Source organism: Nocardia donostiensis, assembly GCF_002081715.1.
Lineage (GTDB): Bacteria > Actinomycetota > Actinomycetes > Mycobacteriales > Mycobacteriaceae > Nocardia > Nocardia donostiensis.
In genome coordinates this window covers 13,068-25,412 of sequence record NZ_MUKP01000035.1, presented here as the reverse complement: position 1 = coordinate 25,412, position 12,345 = coordinate 13,068, and the positions used below count along the sequence as shown (strand labels likewise).

Below are 12,345 nucleotides of genomic sequence, written 5' to 3'. Positions count from 1 at the left end.
GGAGGGTTGCCCTGCGCGCGCACCCGCCCTCCGGGCCGGACTACCGGGGGGCGGGGTCGGAGTCCCTTCCACGCCCTGCGGCGGGTCGGCGACCACCACTCACCGACGTGCGCTGGTCGATGAAGGAACCGATACTGTCGAGCACTCGCGCCAAACCGAATTCGAACTGCCGCTCGGGTTGCGCAACGAATACCGAGGTGGCGAGCAATTCACTCACGTGCGGATACCGGCGCTCATCGATCACATCGGCCAGCGCTCGGACATAGGCGTCCGCCCATTCGTCGCCGCAGACCCCGGTCCGCTGCGCCGCACCCGCAGCTACCGACGCGTATGCCTGACCCAGCACATACCTGTTGACCAGCAGCACGACATCGGCCATTTCCTGCGCGCCAAGGCCGGTATCGGCCACCGCTTCCAACGCCGCCTCGAACCACGCCATCTCGTTCGGCCCCATCGCGCGCCGAGCGACAAGGACTTCCAGAATCCACGGATGCCGATCGAATATGGCGAGAATACTCACGGCCCAACTCTCGAGCCGGGGACGCCAGCCGTCGGCCCGAAATCGCGGCGGCGGACCGATAGCGGCATCAATGACGAGGTCGACCAGTTCGGATTTGTCGGTTACATACCGGTACAGCGACATGGTGCCGACACCGAGCCGCTTGGCCAGCTGCGGCATGGACAAGGCTGCCAGACCATCGGCGTCTGCCAGCTCGATGGCGGCCTGTGCGATCTGGGACACGGTCAGTTTCGGCTTCGGACCTGGCCGGTTCCCCGATCGCCGTCCCCACAGCAACTCCACACTGCGCGCAGGGTCGACCACCCGCGCACTCTCGGCTGCCCCGCGCTTGCTGTTTCGCACCGACCGAGTATAGGAACGCACCTTCCGTCGTCCGAGCATGCACACTCGACCGCACCGCCGCGACGATGATTCACCCCAGCCATAAGCGTATGGCATACCCAGATAGAGCGTAAAGTACCCCCGGTGACCGTCGGCAACACCGAACGAAGAAAGGGAATCGGCGATCGTGGTCGACCACCAGGAGGGAACACCACCCGTGACCAGAAAGTCGCGCACACGCGTACCGCAGCAGATTTTCGGACAACAGAGATACGGGCAATGCCGAATACCGGCGGAAGCCACCGACCGGACCGGGGTCGAGTAATGAGTTGGGCTTTTCTGATCACCTCTTTCGCGATCGTCGCCACTCCGGGCACCGGGGCGATTCTGACCGTCGCCAACGGACTGCGGGGCGGGCCGCGCTTGGCAGTCGTCACCGCCTTCGGATGCACACTGGGGATCGTGCCGCACCTGGTGGCCGCGATCACCGGTACCGCGGCCTTGTTGCGGGCCGGTGGGGTCGCCTTCGAAATCCTCAAGATCGCCGGGGTGCTCTACCTGCTGTACATGGCCTGGACCACCTGGCGCGACAAGGGCTTGCTCATCGTCGACGAGGCCCCACCCCGGCAATCGACGACCCGAACCATAACCGTGGCCGTCCTGGCGAATCTGCTCAATCCGAAACTGACACTGTTCTTCTTCGCGTTCCTGCCGCAGTTCGTCGATCCGGCGGATCCGAACTCGCTGATCCAAATGTCGCACCTGAGCGCGGTTTTCATGGCGATGACTCTCGTCGTCTTCGCGGGATACGGGTTGTTCGCCAGCGCCATGCGCAGGCGCCTGATCGAGCGTCCGCACGTGGTTCGCCGCATCCAACGCACATTCTCCCTCGGCTACCTGGCATTGGGCGCGAAGCTCGCCACCACTCGGTGACCCGCGGCCCCACCCGCCAGCGATCAGGTCCAGCCCGCGATACCGAGGTTGACCGCCGCGACTAATTGGGCATAGCTTACGCAATAAATGCGTAAGCTATACCCAGTCAAGCCCGCACTTCCGGAGGTACTGTGTCCACCGATATTTCTCGTCGCAACATGCTGCTCGGCAGCACGGCGGCCGCACTGGCGATCGGCGGCGGGGCCGGCGCCCTGCTCGGACGGGCAACCGATCGCCCGCAGCCGCCCGCGATTCGGGTTCCCGCCCCGCCCCCGGCCGGTGACTCGGCGTTCCTCTCCGGTGCGTTCACACCTGTCGAGGCCGAGGTCACGTCGTTCGATCTGGCCGTGACCGGCGCGATTCCCGCGGAACTCGACGGTCGTTACCTGCGCATCGGACCCAACGCCCTCGGCATCGACGACCCCGCCGCCTTCTACTGGGTCACCGCGCCGGGAATGGTGCACGGCGTAAGAATCCGCGACGGACGCGCGGAGTGGTATCGCAGTCGATGGATACGCTCGGCCGCGGTCGCCGCCGAACTCGGTGAACCGGCCAGGGGTGAGGCGTTGCCGATGGACCACGCCTGCAACACCCACATCATCGGTTTCCGCGGCCGAACCCTGGCTCTGGAGGAGTCCGGACCGATGCCCTACGAACTCACCGACGAACTGAGCACCGTAGGGCCGTACACCTTCGGCGGAACCCTGGAGGGCGCGTTCACCGCCCACACCAAGATCGATCCAGCTGCCGGAGAAATGCACGCCATCACCTACAACCCGCAGTGGGACCACGTGCGCCACCTGGTCGTCGACGACAGCGGAACCGTCGCCCGGCTACGGCGGATCCCGGTCGGCGACAAGCCGATGATGCACGACTTCGCGCTCACCCGGAACTATGTCGTCGTCTGCGACACCCCCGTGACCTTCCGGCCTGCGGCGCTCGAGCATTCCCCCAACCCGTACGCCTGGAACGACGACCACCCCGCGCGGCTGGGCATACTGCCGCGCGGCGGCGGCGCGATCCGATGGTTCGACATGCAGCGCGTCTTCGTATCCCACGTACTCAACGGATACGACGACGGTACGACGGTGGTCATGGATTATGTCGGGTTCCCCGCGTTCCACCCGGACCGCAGGTACGGACCCGCCGCGGACGGCCCGCCCACCCTGCGCCGAGTCTCGGTCGACCTGCACGACGGACGCATCCGCGAGCAGGTGATCGACGAACGCGCGCTGGAATTCCCCCGCCTCGACGACGCCCTCGTCTCGCGGCGGCACCGATTCGGATACTCCTGCTGTGCCGAGGATTTCGTCCGCGCCTACGTGCCGGATCACGCCCGGCTACCCGACTCGGCCTTCTCGAACGTACTGATCAAACACGACCTGGACGCCGGGCGCCGGGAACTACACCGATTCCCCCGCGGCGCGGCGGTCGGTGAACCGGTCTTCGTCGCCCGCGAGGGCGCCCGAGCCGAGGACGACGGATACATCCTGGCCTACGTGCACAATCCCGAGCGCGGAGCCGCGGCCCTGGTGATCCTGGCCGCCCAGGACTTCGGTGGCCGCCCACTGGCCGCGATCCACCTGCCCGCGCGCGTCCCGCTCGGCTTCCACGGCAACTGGATCCCCACCACGCCCGGCTGAACCGGCGCGGCCGGCGCTCAGTCCCACACCTCCGACGCGTACACCCGGAAATCGCGTAGCAGATTCTCCTCCTGCAGCAACGCCTCCCGCGCGTTACGCCCGAGCCTGCGCGCGACATCGGCGGCCAGTGCCTGCACCAGCGCGGTGAACGCGGTCATCGAACGCAGCACCGAGGCGGCCGAGGACTCGACATAGAACACGTCATCGGCCGGTTCGACCAGCGGCGACGCCGGATTGTCGGTGAGCACGACGACATGCGCACCGGCCGAACGGGCCCAGTGCGTTGCGCGTACGGTATCGGCCATGTAGCGGTGGATCGACATCGCGACGAACGTGTCACCGGGCCGCACCGCCCGCAAGTCGTCGGTCAGTGCTCCGGCCGCGGCCGTCACCAGCGCGACGTCCTCCCGCAACAGGCCGAGCAGATAACTGAGCAGGTAGGCGGGAGCATGGCATTTCCGCAGGCCCATGATGTGCACTTTGGGCGCGTCGGCGAGGTCACGGACCGCGCAGCGCCAGGCCTCCTGGTCGACATTGGCGAAAGTCCTGGCAAGATTCGCCTGGTCGTAGGCCAGCGCCCGCGGGAGCAGGCCACCGTCGGCGTCGGTCAACTGTTCCAGGGTGTCGAAGCGGCGCAGTAGTTGCGCCTGCTCCTGCAACCACTCCCGGCACAGCCGGGTCAGCCCCGGGTAGCCCTTGAGTCCGAGCACGGTCGCGAAACGCACCACGGTGGCCTCGTTCACCTCCGCGGCGGCGGCGAGTTCGGAAACGGTCATGAATGCCACCGTTTCCGGGTCCGCCATCACCCGATCGGCGAGTTTGCGATGCGAGGGCGAGAGGGTGCCGTGCCGCGCCCTGAGTTCGACGAGCAACTCGGCGTAGCTACGCGGGCCTGCGGTTTCTGCGTTCATCCCGGCCATTCTTCCCGCACCCTCCAGCGCCCACCTCCCATCGGGTGGACGGCCAACCAGCGGAAACGAACACATATTTGCATTCCCAACAGTGGGTGCAAATGAATTTGCATACCTTGGAGCTCACGGTGTTGGCTGTATCACAACCCCTTCTTCCCGAGTTGGATGCCCATGACGAATACTCCGACACCGCCCGCAGTCACCGACCTCCCCGTGATCTCGCTGCGGGCAGTCACCAAGCGATACGGCGCCACTACCGTGCTCCGTGGTATCGACCTCGATATCGCCGAAGGCGAAGTGGTGGTCGTGATCGGCCCCTCCGGATCCGGTAAATCCACACTGTGCCGCACCATCAACCGCCTCGAGCCGATCAGCGAAGGCACCATCACCTACCAGGGGCGGCCGCTACCCGCCGAAGGTGCGCCACTGCGCCGACTCCGCGCCGATATCGGCATGGTCTTCCAGTCGTTCAATCTGTTCCCCCATATGAACGTCTTGGACAACATCACGTTCGCGCCGATCCGAGTCCGCGGACTCGGCCGCGCCGAAGCCGAAGCAGCGGCGGTGGAACTGCTCGAACGCGTCGGTCTGGCCGACCGGGCCAGCGCCTTCCCGCCGCAACTGTCCGGCGGACAGCAACAGCGTGTCGCCATCGCGCGCAGCCTGGCCATGCGCCCCAAGGTGCTGTTGTTCGACGAACCGACCAGCGCACTGGACCCGGAGATGGTGGGCGAGGTGCTCGACGTGATGAAGTCGCTGGCCGCCGAGGGGATGACCATGGTCGTGGTGACCCACGAGATGGGCTTCGCCAAAGCCAGCGCCGACCGGGTGGTGTTCCTGGCCGACGGGGTCGTCGCCGAACAGAACACCCCGGACGTCTTCTTCTCCGCACCCGCCACCGACCGGGCCAAGGATTTCCTCGCCCGCGTCCTCCCTCACTGACCACCGGGAGCCGTTGTGCAACGCCTGCTCCGCCGCGGCGCGGTCCTGCTCGCCGCCCTCCTGCTCAGCGCCGGATGCGATTCCGGCGCACCGCCGATCTCGACCGAGGAGTATCAGCCGCCGGTCGACACCGACGTCTCCTTCCCACTCGACTCCACCATGTATCGGCTGCACGAGTCCGGCGAGATCCGGATCGGCACCAAATTCGATCAGCCGCTGTTCGGGTTGCGCAACCCGCTGACCGGCCGGCCGGAGGGCTTCGACGCCGAAATGGGCAAGCTCATCGCCGCCCGGCTCGGGATACCGGCCGAAGGCATCGACTGGGTCGAGACCGTCTCGGCCAACCGTGATCCGTTCCTGCAACAAGGCCGGGTCGATCTGATCATCGCGACCTACACCATCACCGAAGCGCGTAAACAGGTCATCGACTTCGCCGGTCCCTACTACGTCGCCGGCCAGTCGTTCCTGGTGCGGGCAGGCAACCCCGAACGCATCGGCACCCCGGAGGACTTGCACGGCAAGACGGTCTGCGCGGTAGAAGGCTCGGCGTCCTCCACCCACTTCCGGGAACGCGTTCCCGACGCCGACCTGGTGCTGTTCGACTCGTTCAGCAAATGCGCGCAGGCGGTGAAGAACGGCCAGGTGACCGCGATGACCACCGACAACACCATCCTCGCCGGACTACGCAGCCGCGACGAGGAGAGCTTCGATCTGGTCGATGTCACCTTCACCGAAGAGCCGTATGGCATCGGCGTGGCCAACGGTCGCAAAGACCTGGTGGCCTTCATCGACGACGTGCTGCGTACCGCGTTCGCCGACGGTAGCTGGGCCGCGGCATGGGATCGCACCGCCGGGCGCATCCTCGGTCCCGCACCCGAACCGCCCGACCTGGACCGCTACTGAGCGAGGCACGAACAGGAGCAACAACGGTGCACATTCTCACCGAACACGCCGGTCTGCTCGGCCGAGCGTTCACGATGACCGCGCTGCTCGGGCTCGGCGGCGGCGCACTCGCCGCCGCGCTCGGGCTCGCCGTGGCCGTGGCCCGGCTCGCACCGGTGCCACTGCTACGCCGCGGGGCAACCGGTTACGTCGAGATCATTCGCAACACTCCGCTGACGGTGGTGTTCTTCCTGATCGTCTTCGTGCTACCCGAACTCGGGGTGACTCTTCCCGGCTATCCGATCGCCGCTGTCGCCGCGCTCGGCATCTACACCGCGGCATTCGTGTCCGAGGCGGTCCGGGCCGGGGTGTACACCGTCGGCCGGGGCCAGGCCGAAGCGGCGCGCGCACTCGGGCTCTCGTTCACCGAGGGGATGCGGTTCGTGATCATTCCGCAGGCCTTGCGCGCGGTGGTGCCGCCGCTGGCCAGCGTGTGGATCGCCCTGGTCAAGAACACCTCCGTGGCCGCGGGCTTCGGAGTGCTGGAATTGACCGCCGCCGGGCAGCGGATCAATTTCCTGGCCCCCGGGTCGGTCGTCGTCGCGCTGCTGTGGATCGCGGCCGCCTACCTGGTGATCACCCTCGGCTCGGCCTACGGGTTCCGCCGGCTGGAGCGTCGATTGGCGGTGGCGCGGTGAACACCTCGTTCCTCTACGATCCGTTGGGTCCGCGTGGCCTGCGCCGCGCCCGCATCGTGTCCTTCGTGACGCTGGCGGTGGTGGCCGTACTCGTCGCGGCCGTCGTCCTGCGGCTGGAACACCTCGGCCAGCTCGATCCACGCCGCTGGGCGATCCTGGTCGACTCCGATACCGGAGTGCCGCAGGCGTTGTGGCGCGGCTATGTGGCGACGTTGCAGGCCGCCGGACTCGCCATGATCATCGCGCTGGCGGTCGGGCTCGCGCTCGCGGCCGGATGCAGATCACGCTTCCGCCCGGTGCGGCTGGCGCTGGGGGCGACCGTCGAGGTGCTGCGCGGTCTTCCGCTGCTGCTGATGATGCTGTTCGCCGCATTGGGGCTGCCGCAACTGGGCATCGAATTGAGCCTGCTGCAGGTCGTAGTTCTCGCCCTGGTGGCCTACAACGCGTCGGTGCTGTGCGAAATCTTCCGCGGCGGTATCGACGCGATCGATGCCGGGCAAACCGAGGCGGCCGCCGCACTCGGGGTCCGCCCCGGCGTGATCTGGTGGAAAGTGCTGCTGCCGCAGGCCGTGCCGAAGATGTTGCCGGTGATCGTCAGCCAGCTGGTGATCCTGCTCAAGGACACCTCGCTCGGTTTCATCGTCGGCTACACCGAACTGTTGCGTTCCGGGCGTTCACTCGTCGAGTACTACGGCAGCCAGTACTCCCTGCAGCTGTACCTGGGTGTGGCCGCCATGTACATCGCGACCAACTTCGCCATCTCGCTGCTCGCCACGAAACTCACCGGCCGCGCCCCACGTCGCGCCCGGTCCGGTCCCGCCCCGAGCAGCCCGGCGCCCACCGGTGCCGGGCTCACCCCCACCCCGGCGCTCACCGGCACCGACGAACCCACCCAGAAGGAGACCCACCGATGACCGATTCCGCCCACAACCCGAGTCAGGCAATCGAAACCTCCGGTACCGAACCACCGGTGCTGATCAGCAGGCACCGCGATACCGCGATATTGACGTTGAACCGACCGGACCGGCTCAACGCGGTGAGCGAGCAACTGTACCGCGAGTTGATCGCCGCCCTCCTGGTCGGCGACGCCGACCCCTCGGTGCGTTGTGTCCTGCTCACCGGCGCCGGGCGCGCGTTCTGTGTCGGCGCCGATCTGAAAGACCACCAGGCGGGCACCCGCACCGCCGACGACCGGCAACGCTATGTCGAACTCGGCCAGCAGGTGTGCAGGCAGATCCAGACCATGAGCACCCCGGTGGTCGCCGCGGTGCACGGCTACGCGTTGGGTGCGGGCGCGGAAATCGCGATCAGCGCGGACTTCCTGGTCATGGCCGCAGAAGCGAAGATGGGCTTCCCCGAGGTCAGCATCGGGACATTCGTCGGCGGCGGGATCACCCACCGGCTGCCCCGGCTGATCGGCCTGCGCCGGGCCACCGACCTGCTGATCCTGGGCGAACGATTCACCGGAGAACAAGCCAGGGACTGGGGACTGGCCCATATGGCGGTACCGGCAACCGAAGTCACGCTGGCCGCGACCGCGCTGGCCGCCGAACTCGCGGGCAAGGCGCCGCTGGCGCTGGCACGGATGAAGGAAGCGCTGCGTCGTGACGACCCGCCCGAGACAGCACTGGCCAATGAAGCCCGGGATCTGCTCGCCCTGATGGAAACCAGTGACTGGGCCGAGGGCGTCGCGGCCTTCGCCGACCGGCGTGACCCGGTGTTCCAGGGAAAGTAGGCCGAGGTGACGGAGACGAAAACAGCCACAGCCACCGAAAGCGATGCGCTACAGCGACTTCTGGTTCCCGAGTCCATCGCGGTGATCGGCGCCTCGGCCGACCCGGCGAAACGCGGCCACCAGATCATCCGGGCACTGCAGGAATCCGGATACGCCCATCCGGTGTATCCGGTGAATCCGTCCGCCACCGAGATCCTCGGCCTGCCCGTAGTGCCTGACGTCGGCGCACTGCCGCATGGGGTCGATATCGCGGTTGTCGCGGTGCCCGCCGCCCGGGTCCCGGAGGTCCTGCGCCAATGCGCGGCCGCCGGGGTGAGCGGTGCCGTGGTACTGGCCAACGGGTTCGCCGAAACCGGCGCGGCGGGCGCAGCGATCACCGACGAACTCGCCGCGGTGATCGCCGGCACCGGGGTGCGGGTGGTCGGCCCGAACACCTCCGGCCTGTTGAACACGGCGAGCGGGGCGAACCTGGTCGGGCTGCCCGACGTGCCGCACGGACCGATCAGCGTTATCACCCAGAGCGGCAATATGCTGCTGTCACTCGTCCAGGACAACCGGACGCTGCGCGGCCCGGGGTTCCATATCTACGTCGGCCTGGGTAATCAGGCCGACGTGCGCTACGGCGAATGCCTGACCATCCTCGCCCAGCAGACCGATACCCGCGCGGTGGCCGTGCACGCCGAAGGGTTCACCGACGGTCGCGCCTTCCTGACCGCGGCGACGCACGCCACCGCCACCACCCCGGTTGTCGTGCTGCGCGGCGGGCGGTCGGCGGCCGGGCGGCGCACGGTGCTCTCACATACCGGTTCGATCGCGGCCTCGGACGCGGTCGCCACGGCGGTGCTGCGTCAGGCAGGGGTCGAACTGGTGACCCGATCCGATGAACTGGCCGTCGTCGCGGGAGCGCTGGCGACCTGCCCACCGGTCCGGCCGGGACGACGAGTGGCGGTGCTCAGCGACGGCGGCGGCCATGCGGCGCTGGCCGTCGACGCCCTCGCCGGACAGGGCGTCGAACTCGCGGAACTGGGCCAGGACACCACGGCGGCGCTGCGCGAACTGCTCGGACCTGCCGCCGCCGTAGCCGACCCGGTCGATGTAGCGGGCGCGACCGATTCCGATCCCACCGTGTTCGCCGCCGCCACCGAGATCCTGATTCGGGACCCGGCGGTGGGCATGGTCGTGCTCATCGGCCTGTTCGGCGGATACCACCGGCGATTCGATCACCGGCTGGAGACCGCCGAGAACCAGACGGCCGAACGCCTGCTGCGGCTGTCCGCCGAATACGGGACACCGCTGCTGGTGCAGAGCTGCTATGCGGGCGACACCATCGCCAACCATGACATCCTGCGGGGCGGCGGGGTCCCGGTGGTCGCGTCGGTCGACCATGCGGCGCGGATCGTGGCGGCACTGGACCGTCGCCGCGCCCGGCTCGCCACCGCAGCGCAGCGCTCGTCACTGGAGCTGCCACCACCGGCCGAACCACTGACTCCGGTGGAGACCGTCAGCTCTCCCGCCGAGGTGACTCCGCCAGAATCGGCGTTCCCCCCGGCAGACGTTCCACGGGAACCGCTTGCCGATATACGACCGACGGGTGAGCTCAGCGCGACAGCCGCGCCCACACCCTCGAACGGCACCTCCCCCTCGAGCGGCGCATCATCGCCCGGCAGAGCACCGGGACCGGCTCCGACAACGACATCGGCCACCGCATACACAGCACCGGCCCGGGACACGCCCGCCGCGGCGACGGCAGGGACGGCGGGGACCACCGCGATAGACGAACCGCGGGCACGGAAGTTCCTGGCCGCTGCCGGTATCGACCCCGGGCCCTGGACGTTCGCCGCCTCGCCCAGCCGGGTCGCGGCCGCGGTGACGAGCTACGGCTGCCCGTGCGCGGTACGGATCGTCTCGCCGCAGGTGCTGCACAAGTCCGACGCGGGCGGGGTGCGGCTCGGCGTGACCGCGGAAACAGCGCTCGAGGTCAGCACGGGCATGGTTACGGACGTGCGCGCCGCGGTTCCCGGCGCCCGGATCGACGGATTCCTGGTCACCCCCATGGCGGGACGCGGCGTCGAACTGTTGATCGGCGCAACCAACGACCCGACCTTCGGCCCCGTCGTCGCCTTCGGTAGCGGCGGCTTGCTCGTCGAAGCCCTCGACGATGTCACTTTCCGGGCGGCGCCGTTCACCGAGTTCGAGGCGGCGGAGATGATCGCCGAGACCCGTATCGGGCGGGTGCTGGACGGCTACCGTGGGCTGCCCACGGTGGACCGGACGGCGCTGGCGCGACTGCTGGTCCAGGTGGGCGAGCTGGTGGCCGCGCATCCGGAGATCACCGAACTGGACCTCAATCCGGTGATCGCCGGCGAATCGGGCATTGTTCCCGTGGACATCCGCATCATCGTGAGGGAGCAGAATTCATGAACGCACCTGTGCGCGTGGAACGCACCGGCGATATCGTCGTCTGGACCATCGACAAGCCGCAGACCCGCAACGCGATTTCCGACGCCGACACCGTGGCCGCGCTGGAAGACGCGGTGCACAAGGTGAACCGGGATCCGAGCGTCCGGGTGGCGATCATCACCGGCGCGGGCACGGCCTTCTCCTCCGGCGGCAACGTCAAGCAGATGCGCGACCGGGCGGGCATGTTCGGCGGGACACCCGCGCAACTGCGGCAGGGCTACCGGCACGGTATCCAGCGGATACCGAAAGCCCTGTACCACTGCGAGGTCCCCACCATCGCCGCAGTGAACGGTCCGGCCGTCGGCGCGGGCTGTGATCTGGCGCTGATGTGCGACATGCGTATCGCCTCGACCACCGCCACCTTCGCCGAGAGCTTCGTCCGGCTCGGCCTCATCCCCGGCGACGGCGGAGCCTGGCTGCTGCCGCGCGCCGTCGGGATGGCCAGGGCCAGCGAGATGGCGTTCACCGGCGGAACCATCGATGCGGCAACCGCACTGGAGTGGGGCATGGTCAACAGTGTGGCGCCGCCGGAGGAACTGCTACCCGCGGCGCACGAGCTGGCAGACCGGATCGCGGCCAACCCGCCGCATGCCCTACGGATGACGAAACGGCTGATGCGGGAGGGCCAGCAGTCCACCCTGGAGACACTGCTGGAGCTGTCGGCGGCGATGCAGGCCGTGGCCCATCACACCGACGACCATCACGAAGCGGTGGCGGCCATGCTGGAGCGGCGGGAGGCCCGGTTCACCGGGCAGTGACCACGGCCTCGGCATTCAGCGCTTGGTGACCACCCGTTCGCCTTCACCCGGCTTCCAGATGGTCACCAGCATCGTGTCGTCGGTGACCTCGACCGATGAGGCATTGCTGAGGTCGGCGACGAAGAAATGGTCGAATGGGGTATCGCGTAGGTCGAGGCCGCTGTCGTCGAACAGTTGCTGTGCGAAACGGGCGTGCAGGGCGGTGTCGGGGACATCGGTCACCCGGCCGAGGACTTTGGCATCGCCGTCGGCGACCCGGGTATCGACCGTGGCGGTGTGCAGGCAGAATCGGGGGTCGCGCAGCAGATCCTGGAATTTGGTGGTGCCCGGCATGCCGACGATCACCAGATTGCCTTCGAACACCATGGGCTCGACGGGGCTGATCCGCGGAAACCCATCCTTGCGCAGGGTGGCGAGCATGCACAGGTTCTTTGCCGCCCGATGCCGTCGCAGGAAGATTTCGCTGATTTTCGGCGCTTCTTCGGTGAATGCACTCCATGAAGTCATAGCGGCGACTCTAGAAGTAAAACCTGACATCTCCT

12 protein-coding genes are annotated in these 12,345 nt (G+C 67.8%); 9 read left to right on the top strand and 3 right to left on the bottom strand.

Going from position 1 to position 12,345, the window contains the following annotated elements; all coding sequences use genetic code 11:
- Positions 1 to 40 precede the first annotated feature (40 nt).
- Positions 41 to 862 (bottom strand): TetR/AcrR family transcriptional regulator, encoded by an 822-nt coding sequence (locus B0T44_RS19940; protein ID WP_175648154.1) that lies wholly within the window; start codon positions 860 to 862, stop codon positions 41 to 43.
- 303 nt (positions 863 to 1,165) lie between these two features.
- Between B0T44_RS19940 and B0T44_RS19935 the strand changes: the two genes are divergently transcribed.
- Both B0T44_RS19935 and B0T44_RS19930 read left to right on the top strand, forming a co-directional pair.
- Positions 1,166 to 1,774 carry a LysE family translocator gene (locus tag B0T44_RS19935; RefSeq protein ID WP_077121750.1) on the top strand — a complete coding sequence of 203 codons (609 nt, stop codon included), beginning with the start codon at positions 1,166 to 1,168 and terminating at the stop codon, positions 1,772 to 1,774.
- A 131-nt stretch (positions 1,775 to 1,905) separates the two neighbouring features.
- Positions 1,906 to 3,417: a carotenoid oxygenase family protein gene (locus tag B0T44_RS19930; protein ID WP_217808770.1), complete on the top strand. Its 1,512-nt coding sequence runs from the start codon at positions 1,906 to 1,908 to the stop codon at positions 3,415 to 3,417.
- A gap of 17 nt (positions 3,418 to 3,434) precedes the next feature.
- On the opposite strand, the gene B0T44_RS19925 is transcribed toward B0T44_RS19930, so the two are convergent.
- Positions 3,435 to 4,328, bottom strand: a complete 894-nt coding sequence (locus tag B0T44_RS19925; protein ID WP_081512390.1) for a MurR/RpiR family transcriptional regulator — start codon at positions 4,326 to 4,328, stop codon at positions 3,435 to 3,437.
- A 213-nt stretch (positions 4,329 to 4,541) separates the two neighbouring features.
- Here B0T44_RS19925 and B0T44_RS19920 point away from each other — a divergent pair, with 213 nt between their 5' ends.
- The 7 genes from B0T44_RS19920 to B0T44_RS19890 are packed head-to-tail and all read left to right on the top strand — an operon-like array spanning position 4,542 to position 11,803.
- On the top strand, positions 4,542 to 5,270 hold the full coding sequence (locus B0T44_RS19920) for an amino acid ABC transporter ATP-binding protein (protein ID WP_077120022.1): 729 nt from the start codon (positions 4,542 to 4,544) through the stop codon (positions 5,268 to 5,270).
- A 15-nt stretch (positions 5,271 to 5,285) separates the two neighbouring features.
- Entirely contained in the window at positions 5,286 to 6,173 is an 888-nt protein-coding gene (locus tag B0T44_RS19915) for a glutamate ABC transporter substrate-binding protein (protein WP_077120020.1), read from the top strand.
- Between the two features lie 26 nt (positions 6,174 to 6,199).
- Positions 6,200 to 6,850 carry an amino acid ABC transporter permease gene (locus B0T44_RS19910; protein ID WP_077120017.1) on the top strand — a complete coding sequence of 217 codons (651 nt, stop codon included), beginning with the start codon at positions 6,200 to 6,202 and terminating at the stop codon, positions 6,848 to 6,850.
- A complete protein-coding gene (locus tag B0T44_RS19905; RefSeq protein ID WP_077120015.1) occupies positions 6,847 to 7,764 on the top strand; it encodes an amino acid ABC transporter permease in 918 nt (305 codons plus the stop codon). The genes B0T44_RS19910 and B0T44_RS19905 overlap by 4 nt, the downstream gene beginning before the upstream one ends.
- Positions 7,761 to 8,585 carry an enoyl-CoA hydratase/isomerase family protein gene (locus B0T44_RS19900; protein ID WP_081512380.1) on the top strand — a complete coding sequence of 275 codons (825 nt, stop codon included), beginning with the start codon at positions 7,761 to 7,763 and terminating at the stop codon, positions 8,583 to 8,585. The genes B0T44_RS19905 and B0T44_RS19900 overlap by 4 nt, the downstream gene beginning before the upstream one ends.
- Positions 8,586 to 8,591: 6 nt before the next feature.
- Complete coding sequence (locus tag B0T44_RS19895) at positions 8,592 to 11,006, top strand: acetate--CoA ligase family protein (RefSeq protein WP_077120013.1); 2,415 nt, start codon at positions 8,592 to 8,594, stop codon at positions 11,004 to 11,006.
- Entirely contained in the window at positions 11,003 to 11,803 is an 801-nt protein-coding gene (locus tag B0T44_RS19890) for a crotonase/enoyl-CoA hydratase family protein (RefSeq protein ID WP_077120011.1), read from the top strand. Before B0T44_RS19895 ends, B0T44_RS19890 begins: the two co-directional genes overlap by 4 nt.
- Before the next feature lie 15 nt (positions 11,804 to 11,818).
- Here the strand turns inward: B0T44_RS19890 and B0T44_RS19885 are convergent, their stop codons facing one another.
- Complete coding sequence (locus B0T44_RS19885; protein ID WP_077120009.1) at positions 11,819 to 12,310, bottom strand: pyridoxamine 5'-phosphate oxidase family protein; 492 nt, start codon at positions 12,308 to 12,310, stop codon at positions 11,819 to 11,821.
- Positions 12,311 to 12,345 lie beyond the last annotated feature (35 nt).

What these genes read in the sequence shown, in the direction of transcription:
- B0T44_RS19935 (WP_077121750.1), top strand. Translation starts at nt 1,166, where the DNA reads ATGAGTTGGGCTTTTCTGATCACCTCTTTCGCGATCGTCGCCACTCCG.
- B0T44_RS19890 (WP_077120011.1), top strand. Translation starts at nt 11,003, where the DNA reads ATGAACGCACCTGTGCGCGTGGAACGCACCGGCGATATCGTCGTCTGG.
- B0T44_RS19900 (WP_081512380.1), top strand. Translation starts at nt 7,761, where the DNA reads ATGACCGATTCCGCCCACAACCCGAGTCAGGCAATCGAAACCTCCGGT.
- B0T44_RS19925 (WP_081512390.1), bottom strand. Translation starts at nt 4,328, where the DNA reads ATGAACGCAGAAACCGCAGGCCCGCGTAGCTACGCCGAGTTGCTCGTC.
- B0T44_RS19885 (WP_077120009.1), bottom strand. Translation starts at nt 12,310, where the DNA reads ATGACTTCATGGAGTGCATTCACCGAAGAAGCGCCGAAAATCAGCGAA.